At 71.1% G+C, this 26727-nt stretch carries 23 protein-coding genes and 3 pseudogenes; 12 read left to right on the forward strand and 14 right to left on the reverse strand.

All coding sequences use genetic code 11. The features are described 5' to 3' along the window. Positions 1-25 precede the first annotated feature (25 nt). From ACFFR3_RS19535 to ACFFR3_RS19570, 8 genes are all read left to right on the forward strand, one after another. A complete protein-coding gene (locus ACFFR3_RS19535) occupies positions 26-1195 on the forward strand; it encodes a Kelch repeat-containing protein (protein WP_379483580.1) in 1170 nt (389 codons plus the stop codon). Then, positions 1192-4365, forward strand: coding sequence for a hypothetical protein (locus ACFFR3_RS19540; RefSeq protein WP_364382308.1), 3174 nt, complete (start codon positions 1192-1194; stop codon positions 4363-4365). The genes ACFFR3_RS19535 and ACFFR3_RS19540 overlap by 4 nt, the downstream gene beginning before the upstream one ends. Then, on the forward strand, positions 4362-9644 hold the full coding sequence (locus ACFFR3_RS19545) for a hypothetical protein (RefSeq protein ID WP_379483581.1): 5283 nt from the start codon (positions 4362-4364) through the stop codon (positions 9642-9644). The genes ACFFR3_RS19540 and ACFFR3_RS19545 overlap by 4 nt, the downstream gene beginning before the upstream one ends. Beyond that, a complete protein-coding gene (locus ACFFR3_RS19550) occupies positions 9637-11436 on the forward strand; it encodes a hypothetical protein (protein WP_379483582.1) in 1800 nt (599 codons plus the stop codon). Before ACFFR3_RS19545 ends, ACFFR3_RS19550 begins: the two co-directional genes overlap by 8 nt. Before the next feature lie 76 nt (positions 11437-11512). Then, the gene (locus ACFFR3_RS19555; protein ID WP_379483583.1) at positions 11513-12457 is read left to right on the forward strand and encodes a DUF2157 domain-containing protein; all 945 of its coding nucleotides are present in this window, start codon (positions 11513-11515) and stop codon (positions 12455-12457) included. A gap of 99 nt (positions 12458-12556) precedes the next feature. Further along, positions 12557-12784, forward strand: a complete 228-nt coding sequence (locus ACFFR3_RS19560; protein WP_379483584.1) for a DUF3040 domain-containing protein — start codon at positions 12557-12559, stop codon at positions 12782-12784. Positions 12785-12883: 99 nt separating this feature from the next. Next, positions 12884-13156 carry a DUF1876 domain-containing protein gene (locus tag ACFFR3_RS19565; RefSeq protein WP_345408724.1) on the forward strand — a complete coding sequence of 91 codons (273 nt, stop codon included), beginning with the start codon at positions 12884-12886 and terminating at the stop codon, positions 13154-13156. A 5-nt stretch (positions 13157-13161) separates the two neighbouring features. After that, on the forward strand, positions 13162-13422 hold the full coding sequence (locus ACFFR3_RS19570) for a dsRBD fold-containing protein (RefSeq protein ID WP_345408726.1): 261 nt from the start codon (positions 13162-13164) through the stop codon (positions 13420-13422). 316 nt (positions 13423-13738) lie between these two features. On the opposite strand, the pseudogene ACFFR3_RS19575 reads toward ACFFR3_RS19570, so the two are convergent. Both ACFFR3_RS19575 and ACFFR3_RS19580 read right to left on the reverse strand, forming a co-directional pair. Further along, positions 13739-13970, reverse strand: a pseudogene (locus tag ACFFR3_RS19575) (IS5/IS1182 family transposase); the annotation flags it as partial. A gap of 146 nt (positions 13971-14116) precedes the next feature. After that, on the reverse strand, positions 14117-14881 hold the full coding sequence (locus ACFFR3_RS19580) for an SDR family oxidoreductase (protein WP_379483585.1): 765 nt from the start codon (positions 14879-14881) through the stop codon (positions 14117-14119). 570 nt (positions 14882-15451) lie between these two features. Here ACFFR3_RS19580 and ACFFR3_RS19585 point away from each other — a divergent pair. Continuing rightward, positions 15452-16552, forward strand: coding sequence for a PP2C family protein-serine/threonine phosphatase (locus ACFFR3_RS19585; protein WP_345408728.1), 1101 nt, complete (start codon positions 15452-15454; stop codon positions 16550-16552). Positions 16553-16596: 44 nt separating this feature from the next. Here ACFFR3_RS19585 and ACFFR3_RS19590 read toward each other — a convergent pair. The 5 genes and pseudogenes from ACFFR3_RS19590 to ACFFR3_RS19610 form a co-directional block, all read right to left on the reverse strand. Next, positions 16597-16755, reverse strand: a pseudogene (locus ACFFR3_RS19590) (carbohydrate ABC transporter permease); the annotation flags it as partial. Between the two features lie 121 nt (positions 16756-16876). Next, positions 16877-17575 (reverse strand): integrase core domain-containing protein, encoded by a 699-nt coding sequence (locus tag ACFFR3_RS19595; RefSeq protein ID WP_379483586.1) that lies wholly within the window; start codon positions 17573-17575, stop codon positions 16877-16879. Positions 17576-17918: 343 nt separating this feature from the next. Then, the gene (locus ACFFR3_RS19600; RefSeq protein ID WP_345408734.1) at positions 17919-18236 is read right to left on the reverse strand and encodes a hypothetical protein; all 318 of its coding nucleotides are present in this window, start codon (positions 18234-18236) and stop codon (positions 17919-17921) included. Between the two features lie 253 nt (positions 18237-18489). Then, positions 18490-19461, reverse strand: a complete 972-nt coding sequence (locus ACFFR3_RS19605; RefSeq protein ID WP_379483587.1) for a LysR family transcriptional regulator — start codon at positions 19459-19461, stop codon at positions 18490-18492. Positions 19462-19554: 93 nt separating this feature from the next. After that, positions 19555-19728 carry a CsbD family protein gene (locus ACFFR3_RS19610; protein ID WP_345408738.1) on the reverse strand — a complete coding sequence of 58 codons (174 nt, stop codon included), beginning with the start codon at positions 19726-19728 and terminating at the stop codon, positions 19555-19557. 508 nt (positions 19729-20236) lie between these two features. Between ACFFR3_RS19610 and ACFFR3_RS19615 the strand changes: the two genes are divergently transcribed. Further along, positions 20237-20473, forward strand: coding sequence for a hypothetical protein (locus ACFFR3_RS19615; RefSeq protein WP_345408740.1), 237 nt, complete (start codon positions 20237-20239; stop codon positions 20471-20473). A 21-nt stretch (positions 20474-20494) separates the two neighbouring features. Here ACFFR3_RS19615 and ACFFR3_RS19620 read toward each other — a convergent pair whose 3' ends face one another. The 4 genes from ACFFR3_RS19620 to ACFFR3_RS19635 all read right to left on the reverse strand — a co-directional run bounded on the left by ACFFR3_RS19620 (position 20495) and on the right by ACFFR3_RS19635 (position 24186). Next, the gene (locus ACFFR3_RS19620) at positions 20495-21457 is read right to left on the reverse strand and encodes an acyl-CoA desaturase (protein ID WP_379483588.1); all 963 of its coding nucleotides are present in this window, start codon (positions 21455-21457) and stop codon (positions 20495-20497) included. 128 nt (positions 21458-21585) lie between these two features. Beyond that, positions 21586-22680, reverse strand: a complete 1095-nt coding sequence (locus ACFFR3_RS19625; RefSeq protein ID WP_364575548.1) for an AI-2E family transporter — start codon at positions 22678-22680, stop codon at positions 21586-21588. A gap of 562 nt (positions 22681-23242) precedes the next feature. Further along, positions 23243-23566 (reverse strand): STAS domain-containing protein, encoded by a 324-nt coding sequence (locus ACFFR3_RS19630; protein WP_379483589.1) that lies wholly within the window; start codon positions 23564-23566, stop codon positions 23243-23245. 119 nt (positions 23567-23685) lie between these two features. Continuing rightward, entirely contained in the window at positions 23686-24186 is a 501-nt protein-coding gene (locus tag ACFFR3_RS19635) for a DUF5994 family protein (protein WP_379483590.1), read from the reverse strand. 184 nt (positions 24187-24370) lie between these two features. Here ACFFR3_RS19635 and ACFFR3_RS19640 point away from each other — a divergent pair, with 184 nt between their 5' ends. Both ACFFR3_RS19640 and ACFFR3_RS19645 read left to right on the forward strand, forming a co-directional pair. Continuing rightward, on the forward strand, positions 24371-24631 hold the full coding sequence (locus ACFFR3_RS19640; RefSeq protein WP_345408746.1) for a hypothetical protein: 261 nt from the start codon (positions 24371-24373) through the stop codon (positions 24629-24631). A gap of 231 nt (positions 24632-24862) precedes the next feature. Next, the gene (locus ACFFR3_RS19645) at positions 24863-25420 is read left to right on the forward strand and encodes a hypothetical protein (RefSeq protein WP_345408748.1); all 558 of its coding nucleotides are present in this window, start codon (positions 24863-24865) and stop codon (positions 25418-25420) included. 21 nt (positions 25421-25441) lie between these two features. Here the strand turns inward: ACFFR3_RS19645 and ACFFR3_RS19650 are convergent, their stop codons facing one another. The 3 genes and pseudogenes from ACFFR3_RS19650 to ACFFR3_RS19660 form a co-directional block, all read right to left on the reverse strand. After that, positions 25442-26029 (reverse strand): DUF5994 family protein, encoded by a 588-nt coding sequence (locus ACFFR3_RS19650; protein WP_345409936.1) that lies wholly within the window; start codon positions 26027-26029, stop codon positions 25442-25444. Positions 26030-26044: 15 nt separating this feature from the next. Further along, positions 26045-26221, reverse strand: a complete 177-nt coding sequence (locus ACFFR3_RS19655) for a hypothetical protein (protein WP_345408750.1) — start codon at positions 26219-26221, stop codon at positions 26045-26047. 91 nt (positions 26222-26312) lie between these two features. Continuing rightward, positions 26313-26600: pseudogene (locus ACFFR3_RS19660) on the reverse strand (hypothetical protein); the annotation flags it as partial. Between the last annotated feature and the right edge of the window lie 127 nt (positions 26601-26727).

Raw genomic sequence — 26727 nt, forward strand, 5'->3', positions numbered from 1 at the left:
ACCGACGACGAAGGGTCTGCCAGCCATGACCAGCACAATCTTGGCGGCCACCGGGAAATGGCGCGACACCGGCGCGCTGCCGGCCGCCGCCGCATGGTACGGCCAGCACGACGGCGCGATCGTGCTCGGCACCGGCAAGGTCCTCGTCGCGGGCGGCGCGGACGGCGCGTCCGCCGCCCTCGGGCAGGCCGCGCTCTACGACCCCGAGGACGGCACCTGGTCGGCCACCGGATCCCTGCGCACACCCCGGCGGCTGCACACCACGACCCAGCTGCCCGACGGCAAGGTGCTGGTCGCCGGAGGCATCAGCGGGTCGGCGCAGTTCCCCGCGCCCGGCCTGGCCGCAGCGGAGATCTACGACCCGGAGTCCGGGGAGTGGACCAGCACCGGAGCGATGAAGGGCGCCCGATGGGGCCACAGCGCCGTCCTGGTCGACGGCAAGGTCCTGGTCGCCGGCGGCACGACGCTCCGTTCTGGGCAGTCGGTGAGGGCGCTGCGCACGGCCGAGCTGTACGACCCGGACGAGGGAACCTGGACCGAGACCACCGACATGACCGACGCCCGCAGCGGGCACCCGGCGGTGGTCCTCGCGAACGGCCGGGTCCTGATCGCCGGGGGCACCGTGCCGATCGCCCGCGACGAGGACGCCGCCCTGTCCTACTGCGAGCTCTACAACCCGGCCGACGAGACCTGGACGCCGACCGGCGCGCTGCTCGCGCCCCGCGCCTGGCACCAGGCCACGGCGCTGTCCGGCGGCGCGAGCGTGCTGGTCACCGGCGGGCGCGCGCCGGGCGGGCCGGGCGACGGCACGTTCGACCCGTTCAGCCGGGCGGGCGCCGAGCTGTACGTCCAGGACACCGGGACATGGACCCCCGTGCAGGACCTGCCGGGCGGGCGCGCGCTGCACCGCGCGGTCCCGCTCGGCTCGGGCAAGGTGCTGGTGGTCGGCGGCGGCGACAACGCCCAGAACGACGTCGGCTTCGCCAGCGCCGCCGTCTACGACGCCGCCACCCGCAGCTGGTCGCCGGCGGGCGGGCTGGCGACGGGCCGGTGGGCGTTCGCGGCGGCACCGCTGTCCGGCACGCTCGTGCTGGTGGCCGGCGGAGTCGTCCGGTCCGGGATCGCCGCCGCGCAGCCCGGTACGCAGGAGCTGACCGCGAGCGCGGAGATCTTCGACCTCGAAGGCGCCCCATGACCGACAACGCCTACACCTTTCTGCCCTGGCTCAGGTCCGGCATCGCCACCAGGATCACCACCGACCCGGTCGACACGTCACGCGCCACCATCCCGGTCACGCTGCGGGTGAGCGGCGAGGCGATCGGCTCGGCGGCCCCGATCAGCCGCGACGTGTCGCGGACCGTGCAGATCTACGGTCCCGGGGACGTCGTCGGCGTGGATCCGCGGGCGGTCTCCCGTACCGAGCCGCGGTCGTGGATCACCAACGTCGAGCCCAACTACCTCGCGCACATCGAGTTCTACGACGAGGACTTCCCCTGGCGCTACAGCCCGGCCGCGCCCGACGCCGCCACCAAGCGGCTGCGGCCCTGGCTGGCGCTGATCGTGCTCGCCGGTGGGGAGGACTCGGCGGCGGTGGACGGCGCCGAGTTCAAGGACGGCACCGCGACGGGCCGGCCACTGCCGTTCATCACGGTCACCGAACCGGCCGCGCTGCCGCCGCCCGCGCAGCTGGGGGCGTGGGCGCACGTCCACGTGGACGGCTCGCTCGACACGCCGGTGGCCTCCGACGACATGGCCAGGGTCCTGCCCGCACTGCGGCGGGTCCTCGGCGTCAACGCCGACCGGGCCTGCTCCCGGCTGATCTGCCCGCGACGCCTCGAACCGAACACCGCCTACCACGCGTTCCTGGTGCCGGCGTTCGAGACGGGACGGCTCGCCGGCCTCGGGCTGGATCCGGCGCGTGCGCCCGGCGCTCTGCACCCGGCGTGGGGCCAGGCGTACCCGGGGCAGGAGGCGGCGGGCGACCTGCCGTACTACCACCGGTGGTTCTTCTCCACCGGCAGCGCCGGCGACTTCGAGTACCTCGTACGGCTGCTCGTGCCGAAGGAGCCGCTGGACGAGAGCGTCGGCCGCCGCGACCTCGACGTGCACCGGCCGCCCGGGGCCGGGCTGCCGGGCATCACCGTGCCGGCGGAGCTGGGCGGGGTGCTGAAGCTGGGCGGCGCCCTGCGGGTGCCCGAGCGGCCGGAGGACCTCTACGACAAGTGGGACGACCTGCGAGAGCTCGGCTTCACCTATCCGCACCCCTTCCAGCAGGCGCTGGCCAAACTGATCAACCTCGCCGACGACTACCTGGTGCAGGACCCGGTCTCGGCACACAACGCTCTGGCCGCCGAAGCCACCGGACCCGACCCCGTCATCACGCCACCTTTGTACGGCCGCTGGCACGCGCCGGCTTCCCGGCTGCTCACCGAGCGTGACGGCACCCCGATCGCGGACGATCGCAACTGGGTGCACCGGCTCAACCTCGACCCCCGGTTCCGGGTGGCGGCGAACCTGGGCGCGCAGGTCGTCCGGAAACGTCAGGAGGAGTTCATGGCGGCGGCGTGGGCGCAGGTCGGGGAGGTCCTGGCGGCCAACGCCAGGATCCGGGCCGCGCAGGTCGCCAGGGAGGTGGGCGAGACGCTGCACGGCAAGCATCTGGTGCCGCCGCCCACTGCTCTGCGCGCGCAGGCGGCGCCGTCCGGCAGGTCGCTCATCCTCACCGCCCCGGCCCATTCCCGGGTGGTCACGCCCGCGGCGGCCTCCGGCCTCGCCGCCGCGACCTCGATAGTGGAGGGCCTCGCCGTCGGGTTCCGGGTGGCGGAGAGCCGGGTCACGTCCGCGCCGGTGTCGGCACCGATGCGCCGCATCACCCGGCCTGGCTCGCGACTGATGCGCGCGCTGCCGTTCAGCGCGGAGCTGCCGCCGGAGGCGCTCGTGCCGAGGATGGACGAGGACACCGGCGGCGTCACCGCGGCCCCGCCCAAGACGCGGCCCGCCGCCGTCGTCACCCCGGCCCAGCTCGACCTGCACCTCCATCCGCCCGGCCCCGCCGTGGCGGAATCTACCCACCCCGTGGACCGGCTCCCCACGAGCAGCAACTTCGTCCTGACGATGCCCGGCGACTCGTTCGTCCCCTCCCCGGGCGGCCCGGACAGCGCCGAGGCGGTGGACTTCAAGAAGGCGCTCAGAGAGCTGTACGAGGCGTGGGACGAGGCCGCCCTGGGCGGCAAGGCCGGCGAACGCGCCAAGCTCGACGTCCCCGACGCCACGGACGCCATGCTGACCGGCCTGCGCGCCGACGAGACCGTGCCCCAGCGGCTGCTCAGCTCGGTGCGGCTGCCGGAGCGGCTCGCGCCGTTCGCCGAACGGTTCCTGGAGGCGATGGCCTATCCCGTCTTCGACCTGCCCATGTACCAGGCGCTGGTCGATCAGTCGGTGGACCTGTTCGTGCCGAACCTGCACAAGGTGCCGCCGAACTCGATCAGCCTGCTGGAAACGAACCAGGAGTTCATCGAGTCGTACATGGTCGGGCTCAACCACGAGATGGCCCGCGAGCTGCTGTGGCGCGAATACCCCACCGACCAGCGCGGCACCCCGTTCCGGCAGTTCTGGGACGTCCGCGCGGTGCGGCCGCTCCAGGGCGAGACGCCCGAGCAGCGCCGCGAACGGCTGTACGACATCCCGCCGATCGCGACCTGGACCAGGCGGTCGAAGCTCGGCGACCACGACCACCGGGACAAGGGCGGGGCGGAAGAGGAGCTGGTGCTGGTCATCCGCGGCGAGCTGCTGAAGAAGTACCCGAACGCGGCGATCTACGCCCACCGGGCGCGATGGGAGCCCAGCGACGCCCAGCCCGATCCGACGAAGGAGCGGGTGCCCGTCGAGCCGGTCGACCCGGCGAACCCGTCGCTCGACGAGATCCGGCTGCCGCTGTACGAGGCCAAGATCGACCCCGACATCTATCTGCTCGGCTTCGACCTCACGGCCAAGGCGGCGAAGGGCGAGCCGGCCCCGGGCAGCGCGGGCTGGTTCTTCGTCATCAAGGAACGCCCTGGAGAGCCCCGGTTCGGCGTGGACGTCGCCCCCGCCGAGCAGCCGTCGCGGGTGGAGGTGTGGAACGACCTGGCGTGGCCCGACCTCGACCCGAACGGGACCGGGTTCATCCAGCTCGACGAGGCCACCGCGCCGGTCGTGCTGCAGGAGTTCGACGACCCGGTGGCGGATGAGGAGAAACGCCTCCAGCACGTCGAGGATCTGTCCCTGCCGCTCTGGCACGGGGCGCTGAGCTCGGCGGATGTCGCGTACATCCTGTTCCAGGCGCCGGTGCTGATGGCCGTACACGCTCAGGAGATGCTGCCGTGACCCTGCCCGACCCGCTGTCCGGCCCGCTGTCTGACCCGCTGTCCGGCCCGCTGTCCGACCCGCGCGCGGCGCTGACGCTCAGTGACGACTTCCCGCTCCTTCTCGGGCCGGTCAGGATCGAGACGCGCTTCACCGCGACCGAGCTCCTCATCCGGGTGTTCCCCGACGAGTGGTCGATCGACGCGTTCGAGCCGCGTCCCTCGACGGCGGAGGTCACCGCGGTCGACGCCTACTGGATCGCCGTGTGGCGGGCCGGAGGCGATCCGGCGGCCGAGAACGCCGCCTGGCACGAGCTGACCGGGCGGATTCCGGCGGGCCGCGCCGGCTGGCTGGTGCAGTCACGCGGGCCGGCCAATCCCGCCGAGCAGCCCGCCGGGGTGCAGCCCGGCACGACCGTGCTCGTCGTCGTCACCCCCGCGCCGGTCGCGGCCGGTGACCGGCAGCCGACGATCACGTACTGGGGCGCGGTCTGGCGGGCACGCGGCGATCGGGTGCAACTCCTCGCCGCCGAGACCGCCCTGCTGGCGTCCGTGGGCGCCACGCGCGCCGAGACGATCCGGCGCCGCCGCCCGATCGGCATCGACGACCCGCCGGGGGACGCCGTCCTGGTCGCCTTCCTCGTGCTGCCCGCCCCTCCCCCGGCGGACGTCGCCGCCCGATCGTGGACGCAGGCGGCGAAGGCGCGCCTGCTCCCCGACCGGTTCACCTTCATCGGGCAGGCTGGCGGCGAGACGGTCTTCTCCGAGCTCGGCGGGCCGATCCCGGCCGCGCTGACCGTGAGCCCCGACCCGTCGTCCGCCGACAAACCGAAGGTCAACGAGGTGACCGGCCAGCTTCACGTCCCCGCCGACCTGCTCTGGCTGACCGACTTCGACGCCGCGATCGCGGTGGGCATGGGGATCAGGATCCCGCTGCGTGACGACTTCCGCGGCGGGCTCGACCGGCTGATCGTCTTCGGCGTACGGGAGAGCACCACGCCCCAGCAGACCGCCACCGACCTCGGCGACCTGATCACCCGCCACCTGCGCGGCTCCACCGGCTTCGCCCTGCTGCCCCAGGGCACCCCCACCAACAACAGCGAACAGGCCAACGCCGGTCAGGACGTCGCGGAGGAGGCCGACGCCGTGCGGCGCGCCGCCGTCATCGCGACCGCCGGCTGGACGGACAAGACCGACGGCCAGTGGCTGGCCGAGCTCCTGGGCATCGACCCCGCCGTGCTCGCGGGCGCGGCCAACGCCGACGGCACCGACCAGCGGGAGGCCCGCGCCGCGAACATCGCCCTGTGGCCCGCGACCTGGGGCTCGTACCTCCGGACCATGCTGCACCCCATCATCCCGCCGCAGGTGGTGAGCGAGACGCGCGACTTCTTCGTCCGGTACGTCTCCGGGCGCGGCCCGCTGCCCGCGGTGAAGATCGGGCGGCAGCCGTACGGCATCCTGCCGACGACCGCGTTCTCCCGGATGGCCTGGCCCGCGACGGCGACGCACCGGCGCGGGCTCAACGCCCTGCTGACCGCCGCGGCCGAGGACTGGCGGGCCGCCGCGCAGGACGTGCCGCACCTCGGCGCGTTCCCCGGCCCGCACGGGCCCGTCACCGACCCGCACCAGACGCTGCTGGACATCCTGGCCCTGCACCCGACGTCCGCCGAGTACTTCCAGCGCTACGCCCAAAGCGTCGAGGACGTCTACAACCGCGAGAACTTCAGCGGCAACGGCCCCCAGGTCGTCCCCGCGCTGAGCGAGCTGAACATGCCGCAGCCGATCCGCGACCTGCTGCGCAGGCTGGGCCATGCGGGCGCGTCGGCGCCCGACCCCGACCTGATCAGGCGGCTGTTCGTCGAGGAGCAGTATCCGCTGCTCGGCCCGCTCATCGACGACCGGCCGCCGTCGGAGACCCAGCCGGTGCGCGGCTACCTCGAGGACGGCCGCAACTACCTGCGGTGGCTGGCCGACCTCGCGGGCACCGACCTGGAGGACATCCGTCTGGAGCAGGGCTTCGCCGACGACCGGCGCCCGGCCGCGCTGCTCTACCTGCTGCTCCGGCACGCCGTCCTGCTCGGCTGGGAGGACGCCGCGCGCAAGCTCGCCGCCGCCGAGGGCGAGACCGTCCACGCCGCTGATCCGCCGTTCATCCACATCAAGAAGTCGGCCCCGCGGAGCGAGAGCCGCTTCCGCCAGCTGTACGCGCCGGACCAGGACATCACCGGCGATCCTGACACGCTGGTCGTCGACTTCCTCCCCGGCGCGCTCGCCGCCGCGGACCCGGCGACCAGGGAGCTGGCCGAGCAGGTGGCGGCGCTCGACGTGCTGGCGGACGTGCCCACCGCGCGGCTCGAACGGGTCGTGGCCGAGCATCTCGACTGCGCCACGTACCGGCTGGACGCCTGGCGGCTCGGGCTCGTCAACGAGCGGCTCTTCGAGCTGCGCTACGGCCCCGACGGCGGCTCCCCCGCCCAGCGCGGCGTGCACCTGGGCGCGTACGGATGGCTGGAGGACGTCCGGCCGCGCGACAAGGCGCTCACCCCCGTGCAGCTGACCGGCGGCCTCGCTGCGCTGTTCCAGCCGGCGGGATCGGCGCCGCTGATGCACGACGCCGCCAACGGCGGATACATCCATGCCCCGTCGCCCGCCCAGGCCACCACCGCCGCCGTGCTGCGCGCCGGCTACATCGCCAACGGCTCGCCCGAGAACCCGACCTGCTTCTCGGTCAACCTCAGCTCCGATCGCGTGCGCGTGGCGCTCGACCTCCTCGACGGACTGCGGCAGGGCCAGTCGCTGGGCGCGCTGCTCGGCCGGCGCTTCGAACGCGCCCTGCACGACCGCCACCCCGACGCCGAGCTGGACGTCTTCCTGGAGGCGCTGCGCGGGGAGTTCCCGCTGCGCTCCGGCAAGCTGTCCGACGCAGAACCCGGCACCCCGCTCGAGCTCATCGAGGCCCGCTCGGTCATCGACGGCCTCGCGCTGGTCCAGCGCGCCACCCGTCCGCCTGCCTTCCCCGAGTACCCCTTCGGCGCGAGCGGCCTGCCGGACGCGAGCGAGGCCCAGGCGAAGGCGATGAACGAGGAGGTGCAGCGGCTGCTCGGCATCCACGACGCGCTGGCCGACCTGGCCGTGGCGGAGGCCGCCCACCAGACGCTGGCGGGCAATCCGGAGCGGGCGGGCGCGACGCTCGACGCGTACGCCAAGGAGGGGTTCTCGCCCGATCCCGCCGTGGTGCGGACCCCGCGCAGCGGTGTCACGCTGACCCACCGGCTGGGCCTGAAGCTGACCTCAGGGCTCGGACCTGAGCACGGGTCAGGGCTCTTCCGCGGCAACGGCCCCCGCGCCCAGGCCGAGCCGGCGATCAACGCCTGGCTGCCCAAACTGCTGCCGCCCCAGGGACAGGTGGCCGCCATGGTCCGCTGGACGGACCCCGTCGACCAGCGGCCCCGCAGCCGCACGGTCACCCAGTTCGACCTCGAACTCCAGCCGATCGACCTGCTGTGGGGCGTGAAACCCAAGGACGACGCGGCGATGACCGACCTGGACGACCGCATCATCGCCGTCGTCGTGGCCAAGGACCAGCCCAGGCCCGACGCCGAGCTGACCATCCACCACACCGAGCGGGTGCCCGGCAAGCTGACCTTCTTCGAGATCTCGCCGCTCGTCACCGCGCTGCGCTCGCTGATCACCACCTCACGGCCGCTACGGCCGACGGACCTGCTGCCCGCCGCGGGCGCGCAGCCCGTCGACCGCTCCATCGACACCGCCGTCGATCTGCCGAGGAACCGGCCCGCCGCCGTGCGCACGTCGCTCGACCGGCTGCGCCAGGACACCGCCGGCTACCTCGCCACCCTGTCCCCGCTGTTCCCGCCCGCGCCCGCCGAGCCGAACCGCACGGCCGTCCTCAACGGCATCGACACCTTCCTGACCGGGTACGCGAACCTGATCTCCACCGCCGGCGGGTTCGGCATGGTCCGCAGCGGCTGGGGCGAGATGACGCTGTGGCGGCGCACCATGTTCCGCGAAGTGCTGGACGCGGTGGCGGCGACCGCCGTCCGCATGGGCGAGTCGCTCGCCGCGGCCGACGAACTGATCGCCGCCTACGACCGGCTGCCGTCCTCGGCGACGGCCGACGAGCGCTTCCGCCTTCTGCAGCGCGCCGAATGGCTGCTCACCACCAGACCGGCCACGCCGCGCCCCGCCACGCCCGCCCAGCTGCGCACGATCGTCGGCTCCAGGCGCTCGGCCTTCAACACCCGGCTGACGGCGTTGCGGAACATCGCCAAGACCACGAAGAAGACGCTCAGCGGGCTGCTCACCGACGTCGCCGCGCTCCTGCCGCTGACCGACTTCGACCGGACCGGCCTCGACCTGACCCCCTTCCACGACCGGGCCGTCGCCTTCGGCGCGGACCTGCTGGCCCGCGCCCGGGCGCTGCACGCCGAGGTCGTCGAGCGGCTCGCCGCCGCCGGCAAGGCCCTGGACGCCTACGACGAAGCGGTCACCGGCTCCGACCGCGCGCTCGCCGCGACCGACGCGCTGCGGGTCATGCTCGGCGACGACGTCCTCGTGGTGCCCGAGTTCACCGCTCCCGCCCAGCTCCACACCGACTGGAAGAAGGCCCGCAACGACAGCGGCAAGCTGCTGAGCCATCTGGTGCAGGACTCCAGGCGGGACGTCCCCGTGGACGACTGGCTGCACGGGATCGCCCGCGTACGGGACAAGCCCCGGCTGTGGGAGCAGGCCGTGATCATCGCCGACGCGTTGCGCGGCCCCGGCGGCCTGCTCGGCGACCTGCTCGGCTGGGACGAACCCGAGCTGGTGCCCATCCAGCTCCCCTACCGCCAGAACGACACCTGGCTCGGCATGACGTTCGCGCCGGGCGCCACGGTCGATGAGGACCGCCTGCTGTTCACCGCGCACTACGCGCCGGAACCGCTGCTGGGCGGCAACCTGCACAGCGGGCTCCTGCTCGACGAATGGACCGAGGTCATCCCGGCGGACAAGGAGACCACCGCGATCGCCCTCCACTACGACAATCCCGACTCCGAGCCGCCGCAGGCGATGCTGCTCGTCACCCCGCCGGCCAGGACGGGCACCTGGAACGGCGACGACGTGATCGCCGCCATCACCGAGACCCTCGACCTGGCCAGGACGCGCGCCGTGGAACCAGGGCACCTCGACGACACCGCGTACGCCCACCTGCTCCCCGCGACCGTGCTGTCGGCGACCCGCCAGCCGATCACCATCAGCACCGATCTCGCGATCTCGAACCTGCGAGGAAAGTCCCATGGCTGAGCCGCCGCGCATCGAGGACCTGCGCAAAGCGCTGACCGACCGCGCCTTCCCCACCGTCGGCCTGTGGAACAGGATCGAGGGCAGGCCGCGCACCGCCGCGTTCGACCGCGCCCTGCGCGCCGAGGTCCGCGACCCGCTGTGGCTGCTCACCCGGCAGTGGCAGCTCGGCGAGTTCCGCGGCTCTGACGCGGGTACGGCCGTCACCGCCACCTACTCCGTCGCCACCGCGACCCCCTCCCGCTTCCGGGCCGGGTCGGGCCCGCCCCAGGACCTTCCAGGAGACCGGCCGCTGGAGGCGCTGGCCGAACGGCGTGCCGTGCCGTTCGCGGCCGGAGCCGATCCCGTCTCCTACGACCTGCGCCTGATCATCGGCCGGCGCTGGCTCAAGCTCCTCGGCCGGCACCTGGCTGTGCAGCACCTGCGCGACGACTACGTCAGCAAGTACCGGATCGCCGCGCCCGACCCCGACGCGGACGCCGACAGCTCCCGCGCCGCCCACGCGGAGGTCTGGTCGTACCTGCAGGCCGTCGCGGACCGCCGCATGGACGGGTACGCGTTCTACCGGCACCTGAAGAGCGGCGGCAACGCCTGGGACGGCATCTCCGGCACGCTCCTGGTGCGCCCGCAACTGGCCGATCTCGGCGCGTACCTCGTCCGCTGGTTCGACGGGCTGTTCGACCAGCCTGGCGCCGACTCCGCGTGGGACGCCTCCCGCCTCGAACACCGCTTCTCCATCGCCGCCGCGTCCACCGGCGGCGAGAAGGTGCTGACGGCGCAGGAGTATCCCGGCGGGCACCTCGACTGGCACGCGTTCTCCGTCGACCCGGCCGGCCCCCTGGGCGGGACGGCCCCCGCCCACCAGCCCATCAACCGGACCGTCTTCCCCGCGCCCGTCCGCTACTCCGGCATGCCGCTGCCGCGCTGGTGGGCCGTCGAGGACGGGCGGACCAACTTCGCCGGCGTCCAGCCCGACCGTACGGACCTGGCCCGGCTGATCTTCCTCGAGTTCGCGCTCGTCTACAGCAACGACTGGCTCCAGCTGCCCTGCGACCTGCCGGCCGGCACGCTGGCCGCCATCCGCGGGCTCGCGGTCACCGACGTCTTCGGGCAACGACTGTGGATCACGCCGGCCGGCGCCGGGCAGGACGAGGACTGGCAGCGGTGGTCGATGTTCACCCTCGACACGATCGGCACGCAGGACGTCGCGGCCGACACCTCCATGTTCCTGCCGCCGACCGTGCCCAAGGTCGCCGAGGGGCCGATCCTGGAGGAGGTGTCGCTCATCCGGGACGAGAACGCCAACATGGTGTGGGGCCTGGAGAAGGTCGTCCGGCTGCCTACCGGGGAAGGGCGGCGGGGCAGCGAGGTCGTCGCGGAGATCCTCGCGCACCGGCAGCGGTTCCGTCCCGTGCCTCCTGCGGACCCGCCACGCGCTCCCATCGCATACCAGGCGATGAGCAGTGTCCCGGAGAACTGGATCCCCTTCATCCCCGTCCACGTCCCCGGCAGCAACCGGGCCATCCGGCTGCAGCGGGCCGCCATGCCGGACGCCGTGGACGGGCGGCTGGTGCGGCCTCGTACGAGCCTGCTGCGCGAAGGGCTCGACGGCGGACAGCCGTACTTCGTGCACGAGGAGGAGGTGACGCCGTCCGGCACCCTGCTGACGCTGGCCTTCAACCGCACCCGCTGGCGCAACGGCCGGGTGTCGGTGTGGCTCAGCGCCCGTCGCGGGCTCGGCCGCGGCGAGGGCTCCAGCGGTCTGTCCTTCGATCGGCTCATCGACACGTCCTGACGTCGTGCTGCCGGTGGGGGCCGTGCGACCTGGGGCAGGGGCCTTGGCAAGGTGGCCGCACGTGAAGGAGGGCCCGATGCCCGGCACACCCGACGAAGCGCTGGCCCGGCTCGTCCGCGACGGCGTGATCTCCGCCGAACAGGCGATGGCCGTGCGCGAGGCGCTCCGGGAGAGCGCGGCGCCGGCGCGGGCTCGGTGGGCGGAGGTGGCGGGGTACGTCGGCGGCGGCCTGGTGCTGGCCGGGGCCCTCTCCCTGGTCGCCACGTCGTGGGCTGACCTGTCGAAGGTGGCGCACATGGCGATCCTGCTGGCGGCCACGGTCGCGCTGCTGACCGCCGGAATCATCCTGCTCGGCGCCCGGTCGCGGGAGCGCGCCACCCTGCCGTCCGACCCCGGCGCCCGGTCGCGGGAGCGTGCGGCCACGGCGCGGAGTCGTACCGGATCGGTGTCGGTGGCGCTGGCCTCGGTCACGGCCGCGCTGGCCGCTGCCGAGCTCGTGGACGTCTCCGCGATCGCGGGCGCCGTAGGGCTGCTGGTGGGCGTGCTGGGGTACGCCTTGGCGCGCACCGCGCCCCTTGCCCTGGCGTGCGCGTTCTTCGCCGCGCTGACCCTGGGGTCGCTCGCCGACGACCTCACCGGGCATTCTGCGCTGGCGGCCGGCCTGTCGCTGGTCGTCCTGGGGGTGGTGTGGACGACGCTGGTGCTGGCCGGCGTGATCGGGCAACGGGCGCTCGGGCTGGGGCTCGGCGCGGTCATCGCCCTGATCGGCGGGCAGCAGGATGCCGGGGCGGTGTGGGCGTACACGATGACGGCGGCCATCGCGGTGGCCTGCCTGCTGCTGTACCGGCGGGAACGCGCCTGGGTGCTGCTCGTGGCCGGCGTCATCGGGTTCACCATCGCCGTACCGGAGGCGATCTGGCACTGGACCGGCGGCGCGGTGGGCGGCTCCGTCATCGTGATGATCGCCGGCGCCGTCCTGGTGACCGCCTCCGTGCTCGGCATCCGCTGGCACCGTACGTGACGGAGGACCATGGTCCCGCACCGAAAGGACTTTGGCCTCCACCCGGCGGCCTGCCCTACCGCCGATCCTGACAGAAACCCCCGAACGGTGGTGAGGAGCATGCGGCTCAGCTGGCAGGAACATCTCAGTCTGCTTCGAATCGAGGGGCGTCTCACCCGCGACGATCCCGCGTTCGTCGCCCGGGTCAGGACGCTCAGCACGCTCGCCCCCGAACCGCCCACCACCATGTTCTCGCTCATCGGCCGCTCGCTGGCCTGGCTCGACCGTCACCCCGTGGTCAGCGCGCTCGGGGCCGTGACGATCCTTCTCCTCCTCCTGATGCTCTGATGGACGTCACGACGAGATAGGGACATTCGCCCCTGTCCTATGGGCAGGTGGAGGAGTGGAATGGGGGTAGATGCACCCATCGCGATGAAGGGGGCGACGATGGAAGCGAAGAAGTGGACCGTACAGATCCACCTCACCGAGGAGGGCGACGCCACGTACGCCCGAGCGGTGCTGACCACCCGGGACGGCGAGGACCGCCTGACAGGCGAAGGCCACGCCCGGCGGAACCCGACCGACCCGTCGGTGCCGGAGATCGGCGACGAGCTGGCGGCCTCGCGCGCGCTGGCCGACCTCGCCGACAAACTCGCCGTCGTCACGCAACGCGACATCAGCGAGCTCGCCGGCTCGCCGGTGCCGGGCCGTTCGTGGTGACGGCGATGGACCGCAAGCAGTGGACCGTGCAGGTCTTCGTCACCGAGGACGGAGACGACACGTCCGTGCGCGCGGTATTGATCACCAGAGGAGGCGGACGAGTCGACGGCCTGGGCCGCGCACACCGCGACCCGTCCGCCCCCGAGGTCGGCGACGAGGCAGCCATGGCCCTCGCCCTCACCGACCTGGCCACCAAACTGTCCGCCATCAGCCACTCGGAGGCGACCACCGCAACGGCGTCCCGCCTCCTCACAGCGACGCCCTGAACGTCGCGTACTGTGCCCCGGCGGGTCGTCGTCACAGGCGGCCCTGCGCAGAACCGCCGGAACGGCCGGCAAGGACTTTCGGCACGGCGGCAGAGCCCTGCGGCACTCACCTCGGCAGGACCGGATGGGCGGCGTCAGAGGCAGGAGGTGTGTGATGTCCGCTTCACTCGCTACCGGGCTCGGCGTCCGGCGGCTGCTGGTGGCGGCCGGGCAGGCGCCGTCCGTCCTCAGCACCGCAACCCTGGCGCTTCCGCGTGGCACGCGGGGAGCGCGTCGAGGTGTTCGCCGACCCCTACGCATGGGCGGCTCGTCCCCCCTGGGTGACGTCGTTGCGGTTGGCTAAGGTGGCGTAGGTGATCAGGTGATGTTCGCTGCCAGCCCGCCCCGATCGACCGGGGACGGGCCGGTCTGTGTCCCCCTTTCAACGCTCTGATCTGCGAGGAGTCCACCGCAGCCCGGGAGAAGTCGGGTGCGTCGGCGGCCCGCAACCGACCGAGCAGCACATCATGCAGCCGCTGCCAGACGGCCGGCCTTGTGGCTGGGCGGAGGAGTGGGTTCCGATCACGTTGGAATGGTAGGCGGTCGGGGTTGACGGTGGCAGTGAGAGGGCGTTCCTGGTCGACTTCCTGCCGATGTTCCGGCGGACACTGACCCGGACCGTTCTCAGGGTCGACCGCGCCCCCTTGACTGATCGCTACCAGGGCAGTGGGCCGTCGTCGCTGAAGAACCCGCCGGTGGGGCCGCCCTCGCTGAGCGTGGCCAGGCGTACCACCACGGCCGCGCCCTGCGCCGGGGTGAGGAAGCCGCTGTGGCCGTTGATGTCGGTGTCGACGTAACCGGGGGCCGCGGCGTTGACCAGGATGTTCTCTTTGCGCAGCTCGTTGGCGTACTGCAGGGTCAGCGCGTTCAGCGCGGTCTTGGACGGCGAGTAGGCCGCTGAGGGCAGCCCCGACATGGGCCCATCGATCTCCGCGGTCAGCGCCAGCGAAGCGGCGTGGCTGGAGAGGTTGACGATCCGGGCGGCCGGGGATCGCCGCAGCAGCGGGAGCATCGCGTTCGTCACGGTGATCACTCCGAGGACGTTGGTGTCGAACACCTCGCGGACCAGCTCCACGTCGACGGCACTGGGGATGCGGTCGAGGGCGTCCTGCGGCGCGGCCTGGCCCGATCCGGTGATGCCGGCATTGTTGACCAGCACGTCCAGGCGGCCGAAGCGGTCGCCGATCCAGGAGGCGGCTGCCTGGACGGTGGCCGGGTTGGTGACGTCCAGTTCGATCGCGTGCGCGTCGCCTCCTGTGGCACCGATCGCCGCCGCGGTCTCCTCGCCGCGGTGCGGGTCACGGGCGCCGATCAGGACGGTCATCCCCTGTGCGGCCAGCAGTTCGGCGGTGGCACGGCCGATGCCCTTGTTCGCGCCGGTGATCAGGGCGACCTTCAGTTGTGACAGGTATTCGTTCATGCGTGAACTTCCTTTTCGTTCTGGGCATGTGATGTGGCGCGAGCGTCGCCGCGCTATCCAGGGAGATGTCGCTGACGCGGATTTTGTGACGGTGTGACCATGTGCGGTGCGTCACCTCTGCGCGGGTGACCCTGTCCGGCCGGAAGGTCGCCGGTTGGAAGGTGGTGGCCTCGGACATCGCGGCTTTCCGGGGCAGGCCGAGCCAGTGGGCGGGGTGGTCGATGGCTTCCAGGCGAGCGTCGAAGCGGGCGTCGAGGCGGGAGTCGAGCCAGCCGGGGTCCGGTTCCGGACGATGACGGCGGTGTGCTGCTGTTCGCCTGGTTGATCCGGATCGTCTTCGCCCTGTGGCGGCTCAGCCAGCGGAAGCCCTGCGGTTCACAGTCACTCGGGGCGGTGGACGGTGCCGCCGACGGCGTCTGGGTTCAGTTGCGCCCACCTCATGCGGCGATGGTAGAAGGACTGTCTGTAGCCCCCCAAGTCCTGTTATATGCAGCTCAGTGCCCACTTTTCATCCTGTAAACAGAAGGTGTGGCATATGGGGGACATCCACATGTGCGGGCGCGGCAGGTGATGCGGAATCGTGCGCTGGCCGTCATCCCGCTGGGCATGATCTTGGTGATCATGGCCGCGGACCTGCTGTCCCCGAGCCACTTCCACTTCGGCACCCTGCTGGTGGCGGCGCCCGCGATCACGGCGTCGTTCGACGGAGCGTGGTTCACCGGCGTGATAGCGCTGCTCGCTATCGCGGGCGAGACGTTGATCGGCACCCGTAACGGCTCGCTGGGGACTGACGGCATGAGGGCGGAGCTGGTCGCCATGGTCGTGGTCTCCGTGTTCGTGGTGCTGTTCTGCCTGGTCAGGGACCGGGAGCGACGGGTTCTGGCGCAGGTGCGCTCGGTGGCGGAGGCCGCGCAGCTGGCCCTGCTGCGGCCGCTGCCCGAGGTGCTCGGCCCGCTCCGGATCGCCGGCGTCTATCTGGCCGCCGCGGCCGAGGCCCGCATCGGCGGCGATCTGTACGGCGCCGTACGCACCGAGCGCGCCACCCGCCTCATCATCGGCGATGCCCGCGGCAAGGGCCTGCCCGCCATCGCCGACGCCGCCGCACTCGTCGGCGCGTTCCGCGAGGCCGCCCGCCGGGGCCTGCCCCTGGCCGAACTCGTCGCGGATCTGGAGGACAGCGCCGAGTTCAGCCCGTACCAGTTTCCCGAGGAGAGTCAGGAGGGCGAGGAGAGCTTCGTCACCGCGGTCGCGCTGGACATCGCCGACGACGAGCCCTTGCTCGGCATGGTGAGCTGCGGCCACCCGCCGCCGCTGCTGGTCCGCGATGGCCGCGTCTCCCCGCTGACGTGCAACCCTCCACTGCCTCCCCTCGGCCTCGGACAGCTCTGCGACCAGCAGCCCTCCGTCTGCTCGTTCCGGTTCGAGGAGGGTGATCTCCTGCTGCTCTACACCGACGGGGTCAGCGAGGCCCGCGATGCGGCGGGCGTCTTCTATCCGCTGGCTGAGCGGATGGGCTCGTGGACGCAGGAGACTCCGCAAGGGTTGCTGAAGCGGCTCCGCGACGATCTCCTCACCTACACGGGCGGGCATCTCCACGACGACGCCGCCATCATCGCGATCCGCCGCCTGCCACTCCCGGCCCCGGACGAACGGGAACGACACCGGGCCTGAACGCCGGATTCACGGCCGTCGTCACCGTCACTCTGCGCTGCGGGTCACTTCAGGCCGGTGGTGGCGATGCCCTTCACGAGGTACTTCTGGCCCGCGATGAAGAACCCGATGACCGGGGCGAGCGACAGGAACGACATGGCGAACATCTCGCCCCACTGTGGCTGGCCCTCGGAGTCGATGAACTGACGCAGCGCCAGCGGCACCGGTCCCGCTCGAATATCGGGTTACGTGGCAAGAGCTACGGCTAAGCAGCGTGGCAGTACTCGCTGATCATGCCCGCGACCGCTGGTCTTCGGCGGATGGATCTCAGGTCGTTGAGCTCGGTCACGGTCCGGACGGGTTGCGTTGCGCTGTCCGGGGGCCGTTGCTGCCGAGACTGGTGCGGCCGTGCCTGTTGTAGTCGATCAGGTACTCGTGGAGCACGAGGGTCAGGTGGCGTTCGCTGAGGATCAGGATTCGGTCCAGGAGTTCGCGACACAGGGAGCCGATCACTCGCTCGCAGATGGCGTTCATCCTGGGCGTCCGCGGCAGGGTGGTGATGGCCTGAAGCCCTTCGGCCGTGAAGACCTCCCGGAAAGCGGAGGTGAAGAGCGGATCGCGATCATGATCAAGAACCGCAGCCCGGCGATGCGCTCCTCCAGGTCCATCATCAGGTTGCGGGCCTGCTGCACCGCCCACGCCCCAGTCGGGTGCGCGGTCACTCCGCCCAGGTGCACTCTTCGGGTGCCGTGCTCGATGAAGATCAGCCGTGGTGGCCCACACATGCGGATCCCCGCTCTCGGCCTCCAGCCGCAGCCGACCATACTCCGCGTACGGCTCGAACGGATCAGCGCCGCTGCGCCGCCGCTGTCCCGGCACCCGCTCACCGTTCAGATACGCCCGGATCGTCGGCCTGCTGCGGCCCAGATGCCGCGCGATCGCCGAGATCGACCAGCCACGTTTACGCAAAGCCTGCGCTTCCACGTCTTCCCCCTGTGTGAGCATCAGATACGGCTCCCCCGACTCGCTTCGAAACGTGATCACCCGAAGCGTCGAGGGAGCCCCACCGAGACAAGAACGATCTCTCCCGGCGAGTCGCTCACCTGGCAAATTTCACAGAGCAGGTCCCGTCAGATCTTCAAAGCGCCATCACAGCCGAGTAACCTGCGATTCCATGCCTGGTCGCCAGCGTCCGCACCAGCGGCAGGGGCTCCTCCGGCTTCGGGCCGGTCTTGGGGTCTTTGTAGGCCCTGACAGGTCACCGATGAGCTGGGTCACCGTATCGGGGTAGAGGTTCGCTCGTTCTACGGGGTTCGAGGCGATGGGTTGACGGGCCGTGGACGAGGTGCATCAGACCGCCGCCAAGAATCGCCACCCTTGTCCTCGGTCACTCGATGTCGTCGTCGGGATGCTCACCGCCCAGGCCGGCGTCGAGGAGGTGGGCCCCGGCGTCGTGCAGGGTGATGCCACGGCCCAGCGCGCGGTCGTCAGATGCTCCTTCCTGCGTCGCGCTGATCGCCCTGAAGCGGGTGTCGCGGGTCGGTCCGTCACCGACGAGGTGGCCGAGCAGATGGCTGTCGCGGTCGTACACAGCCCACCGGCCGGCGCCCACTTGCGGCATGGCGTCCGGGTTGTCCTTGAGCCACTGCGCGTTCGCCGCGTGATCGGGTCGCTCGTCGGCCTCTTCCCGAGGGGAGGGGGTCACAGCGGCAGGACCCTCGGTTTTGCGAGCACTGCTCATGTCGCGTCTCGCTCTCTGACGATGGCTGTCGCCTCCGAGAAAACGAAGCATTATCAGCCCTGCACCCGAGGATATGGCACAGATCGCACCACACGCGCGATAGCAGGCGATAACGAGCCGGCGCGTCGCCGGGCAAACATTCCTCATCTTGGATGTGGCGCGAGAGTGGCCGACACCTTCGCTTCACAGCGGTCACCAGCCGCTCGGTCATCGCGAATCAGGCGGGCCCATCGCTGGGACCGACGGCACTCGGCTCGCCTTCGCCAGGCTCCTGGGCCGCAGCCGGGGCCACAAATGGCAGCCATTCGAGCCGTTCTGCCAGGCGCCGGGCGCTGTCGAGTACCGCGGCGATGTGGGCGGAGGGGTTGTCCTGGTGCCACAGCAGTGACCACGGGTAGTGCGTGGCCGGGTCAGTCAGGGGCCGCCAGGTGGTGCCCGGCCGGTTGGAGGAGCGGAAGGAGGAGGGGACGCAGTGCACGCAGCGGTGTTGGAGTACGAGGTCGGCGGCGGCCCGGGAACTCTCGACGGTGCCCTCGTACAGGGCGGGCGTGAACCCGGCAGAGCGGCACAGCGCGAGAACGAACTGATTGAGCTCCGGCGTCTGCGACTCCTCACCGAGCAGCAACCGCTCGTCGGCGAGGGCTGCGACGGGCACGGCGTCGAGTTCGGCGAAACGGTGGTCGTCGGGCACCAGCACACCGAACGGGTCGAGCCGGACGAGTTCGGCGGTCACCTCGGCCGGGGCCTGGGAGGCGTGTCCGATGGCGATGTCCAGCCGGCCGTCGGCCAGTTGCCGGTATTGCTCGGGAGTGCCTGCCTCAACCTGGTGGATCGTGATGCCGTGATGGCTGTCCTGGAGTTGGCGGAGGATCTGCGGCATGGTGTCGTAACCGGCGTCGATGATGCCGACACGCAGCGTCGGCGTCGAGGCGGCCGCGTTGCGTGCGGCCTGCGCGGCCCTGCCGACGTGGTCGAGAATCTGCCGCGTTTCGACCAGGAATACGGCTCCCGCCGGAGTCAGGGCGACGTGGTGGGTGCTGCGGTCCAGCAACCGCACACCCAGCTCGCGTTCGAGCCGCTGGATCTGCTGGCTCAGCGCGGACTGCACGATGTGCTCGCGTGCGGCCGCCCGGCCGAAGTGCAGCTCTTCGGCCAGGCTCACGAAATAGCGCAGCTGCCGTAACTCCATGCCCGCCCCTTCCTGCCCGGGCGGCACCCATGCGGGCCTTCGCCTGCCACTCTAGGTCCCTCATGAGGGGCTGTACGTCCGGGGACGGGCCGGTCAGCGCTTGAAGGCGTCCCTGGCCTTCACACCGGCCTGCTTCAGGCCGGCGGCGATCCGATCACTCCTGCCCGCGCCCTCCTGGCGCCGGTCGCCGCTGACCCTGCCGAAGCGCTGCCTGGCCCAGCCCTTGAGCATCCGGACCTTGTTGCCGATCTCCCAACGCAGGCTCATCGCGATCTCCCTTCACTGCTCCGCCACCGTCAGGCGGCTTCAACTCCAGTGTCAGCCCGGCCCTGATCGGGGGAAACGAGCAATGACGGCGCTGGTTATCACGAGAACCGATGAGCGCCCTCGGTGCCATGGAGGGCACCACGTGCGGCAGGCTCGTCCGTCGGTTGCCGCCGCGGACCGGCACAACGACGTGGGGTGCGCTCCTGGCCGGGCCAGTGCACGTTGCCTGCCCAGGCCGGGGGTCGGATGGAAAGCGAACAGCCTGCCCAGCTGGGCATGGTGCGGTCCCCTCACGGTGACAGAGACGCAAGGTGCGCCGACTGGTCACTTACCAGTCAAGGGGCTCAGCGGGCTCGGCCGAAACACGCAGTCCCAGCTAGTCTTATCAGCTGCGGCGATAGCGAGCCTGCGGGTGGAGCACGGCACTCCACGTGACACCCCCGCCGAGGACGGCAGGTGATGGATGAGCGACCCCTGGCCTCCGCGGCAGCCAGGTCCTGACGGCGGCGTGGATCAGGCCCTGGCCGGCGTCTTGGAAGCGGTCAGCGCGGCCTCGCTCGCTCTCGCCCTGCGGAAGGCAATGAGCATGGCCTGCCAGGGTGACCGGCAGGGGCTCGCCGCGTGTCTGGAGGCGTTGACGCCCGATCAGCTCCTCGAGGTAGCCGCCGCCGCACGATTGCTCAGCGCCGCGGCCGGCCAGGCGCTGTCCGAGAAGCCCGCTGATCAGGCCCCTGGCGGCCTCTGACCTTCCGCCGTCGGGGGCCGGTCATGAGGAGGGCTCGCGGCGGCGCGCGGCCAGACGGGCAGGGGTCGGCCAGCGTACGTCGCCCACCCAGCCCAGCCTCTCCAGCCACCTGATCAGCCGGGCGGAGATGTCGATCTGGCCGGGCAGTACGCCGTGGCGGGCGCAGGTGGGGTCGGCGTGGTGACCGTTGTGCCAGCTCTCGCCGAACGACAGGATCGCCAGTGGCCAGAAGTTCGCCGCCCGGTCCCCGGCACGGGTCTTCAGCGGCCGCTCGCCGAAGACGTGGCAGACGGAGTTGATCGACCAGGTGACGTGGTGGAGCAGCGCGAGCCGTACCAGTGAGCCCCAGAAGAATGCGGTCGCCGCTCCCTGCCAGGTGCCGGTGACCAGCAGCCCGGCGGCGGGCGGCAGCAGCAGCGAGGCCGCCACCAGCGGCCCGAACAGCCGGTCCACCCGGCCGATGTCGGCGTCGTTGAGCAGATCCTTGGCGAAACGCTCCCGGTTGGTGAGATCACGCCCGAGCATCCAGCCGACATGCGCGAACACCAGCCCCTTGGCCAGGCCGCGCACGCTGTGGCCGTAGCGCCAGGGCGAGTGCGGGTCGCCGTCACGGTCGGTGAAAGCATGATGACGGCGGTGATCGGCCACCCATTGGATGACCGAGCCCTGCACCGCCAGAGACCCGGCCACGGCCAGAGCGATCCGCAGCCATCGCCGTGCTTTGAACGCTCCATGGGTGAGATGGCGGTGGAAGCCCACCGTGACGCCGAGCCCGGTAAGGATGTACGCCGCGGCGGCTATCGCCACATCGGTCCAGCTCAGTCCCCATCCCCAGGCCACCGGTACGGCGGCGGCCAGCGCCGCGAACGGCACCAGCACGAACACCCACAACGCGGCCACCGCCGCGGTCGGTTTACGGCCGCCGATGAGCGGTGCCACGCCGGCCCGCTCCCGATCGAACGCGCCTGCCTTCGACGAAGCCATGCCTGCTTTCCTCCCCTTACACGGCACCGCCCTTCCCCCACGCAGAAATGACCTGCCCACGCACGCGCCGGCCATACCTTGGGCGACATGCGCTCCCCGCAGGCGTGCCGTCTCCGCGTCCGAGTGCGTCAATCCTTCTGCTCGGGTTTCTCCCCAGCGGGTACAGCCTGCGCCGGTGGTTTCTGGACCGGTCCTGCCGGGAGGGGAATCGGCTCGTCCTTGAAGAGCTCGGGCACGGCCCGGTACAGAATGGCGGTGATCGGCACCGCCACGACCGCGCCCGCGATCCCTGCCAGGATGCCGCCGACGGCCAGCACGATGATGATCGCCAGCGGGTGGAAGTGCAGCACCCGGCCGACGATCAGCGGCTGGAGCACATGGTTCTCCAGCTGTTGCTCGACGATCAGGATGCCGACGAAGATCAGCGCAAAGATCGGGCCCTTCGCGCCGAGCGTGACCAGCGTCGCTACCGCACCGGCGAAGAGGATGCCGACGATCGGGATGAAGCTGGCCAGGAAGATCAGCACGGCGAGTGCCGCCCAGAGCGGGACTCCCATGATGGCCAGCACCACCCCCATGAGCACGCCGTGCACCGCGGCCACGGCCACCGTGCCCTGCACGTAGTGCGACAGCGTGGTCCAGGCGGTCCGCCCGGCGCGGTCGACCCGCGGTGCCATCCGGCCGAACCCCTTGAGGAACCAGGACCAGATCTGGTCACCGTCCTTGAGCAGGAAGAACGTCACGAACAGCAGGAGCACGATCGAGGCCAGCACCTCGATCACCACCACGGTGCCCGCGAGCACCGTGGAGGTGATCTGTTGCTGCCGCTCGGAGATCAGCTTGGCGACGTCGTCCACCCAGCCGCTGAGCTGGATGGGCTCCACGCCCAGCGGGCCGGTGTAAAGCCAGCCCTCCACCGTCTTGGCCGTCTTCCTGACCTGCGTCACCAGGCCGGGGAACTCCGCGTTCGCCCGGACGCCGATGATCCAGCCCGTCCCACTCAGCACGGCCAGACCGACGAGCATGGTGACCCAGGTGGCGTAGATCGGCCGCAGGCCGGACGCGCGCAGGCGCCGGGTGAGCGGGAACAGCAGCGCGGTCAGCAGCAGGGCGACCGCCACGGGCAAGGTGATCAGGCGCATCGTGGCCACGAAGCCCAGCACGTAGTTGGCCACGACGCCGATGACGATCAGGCAGGCGCACCACGCGGCGATTCTGGCCAAGGTCGCAGGGACTAACCGCAGCAGGCGCCCCTGAGGTGATTCCATGTACGAAAACTTCCCCACCGGCCGGAAATAGGCGTGCTTTCGGCCGTCAAGCCAGACAACGGAAATATAAAAATCACAACGCGGGGAGTCATCCCCCACCGGCCTCTCACGACGGCACGGGGAGTCATCTTCTACGAAACGACCGCGACGCGCGTTCATGGCCGCATTTCGCCGACGTACCGGACCTCGCCATCATGGCAGACTCGGAATCCTGCTCGCGCTGCCGCTCGCCGTCGCCTTCACCGCCGAATGGCTGCTGACCCGGCTCGCGGGCGACACCGTGGGCATGCAGGCCGCCCCCGTCCAGTGCTCAAGGTGCTCAAGTGCTCATCCTGTTCGCCACCGCACTGGCGACCACCAGCACCACCGGAGACGTCACGGACCTGGCCACTCGGCCAGGTCCCGGTTCCCGCCGGTAGGCCGCCGCCTCCGGTCGACGCCTCTCACCGGGACGCGGAGCGGCGCCAGGCCGTCATAGGCCCCCTCTGCGGCGGTGCGGTGGCGGCCGGCATGCCGGTCACCCCATGACCGGGAAGCGGTGGTCCAGCCCGGTGATGCGCAGCAGCCGGGCCACGCGCGGGGGAACGCCGGTCAGGGCCAGCGTGATGCCTCGTGCCCGGGCCCGGCCTTGCACGCCGATCAGCACGCCGATCCCGCCTGCCCCGCAGAAGGTGACCTGGGACAGATCCACGATGAGCAGGTCGGTGCTGTGGTCGAGGGTGTTGATCAGCCTCTGGCGCAGGCGGGCTGTGGTGAAGATATCGATGTCCCCCGACAGATGCACGAGGGTCGGCGCCGAGGCGCCGGCCTCGGCGAGCGAGGCGGTGTCGAGGGCGGTCATGGAATGTCTCCTCCCGGGAGAAGCTGAAAGGCGATGAGATGCCTGCCGGCCGGAGATCGGCCAGCCGCCAGTACGGGCGGTGCCAGGACCGCTCGATCCGGCCGGCAGGCGGCACGGGGTCATGGCGACGGCGCCGGCCGTCCCATGGATGGCTGCGCCGCCTGCCCGATGACCGGCCCGCCCTCGTCCTCCCAGCGGGCCGAGCCGTCGGCCGTGGCACGCGCAATTGGGCCGGCGGGCAGATGCGCGAGGGTGAGGATGGCGTCGATGCTCATGCCGGCGATGTCCTGGGCGGTGAGCTTGAGCGTGGCCTCGGCGGTGCCGGCGGCGGTGCCCGAAGGAATGATCAGCAGGACGACCGGCTCGTCGGCGGCGAAGCTGAGAGTGATCACGCGCGGGTCGGTGCGGCGGAACCAGCCGATGCGGACCTGACGCCCGCGCGCGGGGATGCGGCGCGGAATGTTCTGCCACGCATCGCCATGCAGGCCGATGCGGAGCGTGGCCCGATCCAGCAGCCGGTCCACGGCAGCGATGAGGCCGGGCAGTTCGGCGATCGCGTCACGGGAGGAGGGCCAAATGCCAACGCTCGAAAAGACCTCGGTATCTTTACCGTACGGCATGGCTTCCGGAATTCGCTAATCCCGGAGGTAGACAGCTACGAAATCACGCAACGGCCGTAGCAGCTTCCGGAAACACAAACCAGGCGCGGAGGGCACACACCCCCGCGCCACGGTAGGCGAACGTGGATACAGTGTTCGGCCCTGGGCAGGAGCCCCTTACGGATGCCGGCGAAAGGAGCCGACCGTGCCTGGAAATGTCGTACTGATCATTCGATTCCACCTGATGGGCGGCGAAGACGTCTCCGTGATCAGCGGGGACTTCGACGGAGAGCCGGAGGCTGTGACGGCGATCGCTCGTGCGATCGACGAGCGGCGCAGCCTGGTGTTGATGCGGGCTAGATATGATCGCGAAGCCGACGTGAACGGCATAGTCATCAACCTCGCCAACGTGGTGTCAGCGCGTGTGTCGAAGACAGACAGCGCCGAGGCGGGCCAGTACCTGTAGCAGCGGGCGTGCCCCGACACGCCGCGACAGTGGCCAGCGTGACGCGGTCGTCGACGATGGCACGTCGGTGACCGAAGCAGCGGACCTCCCGGTCAAACCGCGTACGCCGAAATCGAACGGGCAACGTCACAGGTTTCTCCCGTACTTGGTCTACCCCCGTCACCGCCGGTGAGTGCAGGCCAATGGGTGCCACCGCCGTGCCCGCCCGACGTGCGGCGTAGTGTGGGTGACGTGACGCACCAAGACGTGCCGACCGGCCCGCCGCATGACGCGGTCACTCCGGTGACCGCGCTCGTGGACGCCTGCAGGCACTTCGCCACCCACGTACGGCTGCTGGCTGACCAGCTCGGTGCTGTGGAGCTGAGCGACGACGACGTCGAGCGGGTCCACAACGCCGTCCATCAGGTTTTCACCGCGGCGGGGCTGGCGGGCGCGCTCGCCACCGGGCTGCAACGGCACACCGGCGAGCGGGACTGCCCTCACTACAATGTGCTCACCGACGCCGAATGGGCTCCGCTGGCCGAGGGAGGCCGGCACGGACGCAAGGCCGTCTACGGATGTGAGCTGCGGCCCGGCCACGCGGGCGCGCACGCCGCGCACGTCCAGCTGCTGCCGGGACCGGATCGGTTCATCTGGATACGCTGGAATGTCCGCGCCCGTGAGCTGGTCACGCTCCCGCCGTGCCCGGCCGAGCGCGCCGATTCAGACCCCGACCCGCGCTCCCCTCAGGGAGCCGAGGCAGCGCCGTGCCTGCTGTTCGAGGGGCACGTCGGACCGCACCGCTACTAGCGCGGATCCAAGTCGCGCCGCTCAGCGGGTCACTGGCCGGAGGCGGGTGGCGGGCCGTTCGAGGTCGGGCTCGGTGACGCGACCGCCCTCATTCTCCCAGAAGGCTGAGCCGTCCTGGCCAGGTGAGCTCTCCTCGGGTGCCGCGGCGCGGAGGAGGTCGGCGGGACGCACACCGAACGTGTCCGCGACGGCGCGCGTGAGCGCGGCCATGGCAGGGCCGGCCGCGGTGCGGGGCGGGATGACCAGCAGGCTGATGGGCGAGGTTCCCGCGAAGCTCAGGGGGATCAGGCGCGGGTCGGCGCTGCGGAACCAGCCCACTCTGACCTGACGGCCCGGTGCCTGGATTCGGCGCGGGATGTGGTCCCAAGCGTCCACATGCAGGCCCACACGCAGGACAGCCCTGCCGAGCCGCTGGTCGACAGCGGAGATGAGAGCAGGCAGTTCGGTGCCGGCATCGCGGGTGCGCGGCCACCACGCTCCGTCGATCGTGCCCTGCTGGTGGAGGACGGTGTTCAGGCTGAGCCTGAGCGCGGACTGTTCCGCGAAAACCGGACCCGACGGGAAGAGGATTGTCGTCATCATGGTTGCCTGGCCTGTCAGGCCCCTCATCACGCTGGGAAAGGCTTACGGTTCTGCGCCCGCAGGTGGCCCGGCCAGCCGGCGTAGCCCCTCGCCAGCGCCGCGCGGGTGATGAGGCAGGAACGAGGCGAACTCGGCCGCGGCCAGGCCGAGCAAGACCAGGCAGAGCGCGATCTCCAGGGCCGTGACGGGCGCGATGCTGAAGATGATGAAGGTGATCACCCGGGTCGCTCCATGAGGAGCCGTGGCGGGGTTTCGTTACCCCGGCCAGCACCAGTCGGCCGCCGAGCTCGCGCGCCCGCCGCTCCGCGCCGATCAGCGCGCCCGCGCCTTCGACGTCGCAGAACGCCGACCGTGACAGATCCACCGCCACGGCGGCGGGCCGGCCGCCCAGGACGTGGTCCGCCTCCCGGCTGGAGCCGGCGGCCGGCGTGGTGCGCAGCTCACCCCGCAGGCCCATCACCGGGCACACCGCCGAATGCCACCCCACGATCGCCAGCCCATCTCCCCACCCCCGGCCCGCTTCTCGCGTCTCATGTGGCGGGAGAGCAACTTCCTCTCTGACACCCTCAAGAAAATCTGTAGTCGCGACTGTAGACATTCGTGCGGTGGGGAGCTAGAGTTCTTCATATCGCAAGAGACGGATCCACGAGGGCAGCGCAGGACGGGCACCACGACGAACTGCCCGGACGGACGTGGACGCAGGAGTGCAGAACGAAGTGAAGGCA

It is taken from the genome of Nonomuraea salmonea, assembly GCF_042428605.1.
GTDB lineage: Bacteria > Actinomycetota > Actinomycetes > Streptosporangiales > Streptosporangiaceae > Nonomuraea > Nonomuraea salmonea.

Bases quoted from the DNA above. Each gene is read 5' to 3' on its own strand.
- ACFFR3_RS19535 (WP_379483580.1), top strand. From the start codon at position 26: ATGACCAGCACAATCTTGGCGGCCACCGGGAAATGGCGCGACACCGGC.
- ACFFR3_RS19565 (WP_345408724.1), top strand. From the start codon at position 12,884: ATGGAAGCGAAGAAGTGGACCGTACAGATCCACCTCACCGAGGAGGGC.
- ACFFR3_RS19540 (WP_364382308.1), top strand. From the start codon at position 1,192: ATGACCGACAACGCCTACACCTTTCTGCCCTGGCTCAGGTCCGGCATC.
- ACFFR3_RS19650 (WP_345409936.1), bottom strand. From the start codon at position 26,029: ATGAGGGGCCTGACAGGCCAGGCAACCATGATGACGACAATCCTCTTC.
- ACFFR3_RS19580 (WP_379483585.1), bottom strand. From the start codon at position 14,881: ATGAACGAATACCTGTCACAACTGAAGGTCGCCCTGATCACCGGCGCG.
- ACFFR3_RS19570 (WP_345408726.1), top strand. From the start codon at position 13,162: ATGGACCGCAAGCAGTGGACCGTGCAGGTCTTCGTCACCGAGGACGGA.
- ACFFR3_RS19560 (WP_379483584.1), top strand. From the start codon at position 12,557: ATGCGGCTCAGCTGGCAGGAACATCTCAGTCTGCTTCGAATCGAGGGG.
- ACFFR3_RS19635 (WP_379483590.1), bottom strand. From the start codon at position 24,186: ATGCCGTACGGTAAAGATACCGAGGTCTTTTCGAGCGTTGGCATTTGG.
- ACFFR3_RS19555 (WP_379483583.1), top strand. From the start codon at position 11,513: ATGCCCGGCACACCCGACGAAGCGCTGGCCCGGCTCGTCCGCGACGGC.
- ACFFR3_RS19550 (WP_379483582.1), top strand. From the start codon at position 9,637: ATGGCTGAGCCGCCGCGCATCGAGGACCTGCGCAAAGCGCTGACCGAC.
- ACFFR3_RS19620 (WP_379483588.1), bottom strand. From the start codon at position 21,457: ATGGCTTCGTCGAAGGCAGGCGCGTTCGATCGGGAGCGGGCCGGCGTG.
- ACFFR3_RS19630 (WP_379483589.1), bottom strand. From the start codon at position 23,566: ATGACCGCCCTCGACACCGCCTCGCTCGCCGAGGCCGGCGCCTCGGCG.
- ACFFR3_RS19610 (WP_345408738.1), bottom strand. From the start codon at position 19,728: ATGAGCCTGCGTTGGGAGATCGGCAACAAGGTCCGGATGCTCAAGGGC.
- ACFFR3_RS19585 (WP_345408728.1), top strand. From the start codon at position 15,452: ATGCGGAATCGTGCGCTGGCCGTCATCCCGCTGGGCATGATCTTGGTG.
- ACFFR3_RS19605 (WP_379483587.1), bottom strand. From the start codon at position 19,461: ATGGAGTTACGGCAGCTGCGCTATTTCGTGAGCCTGGCCGAAGAGCTG.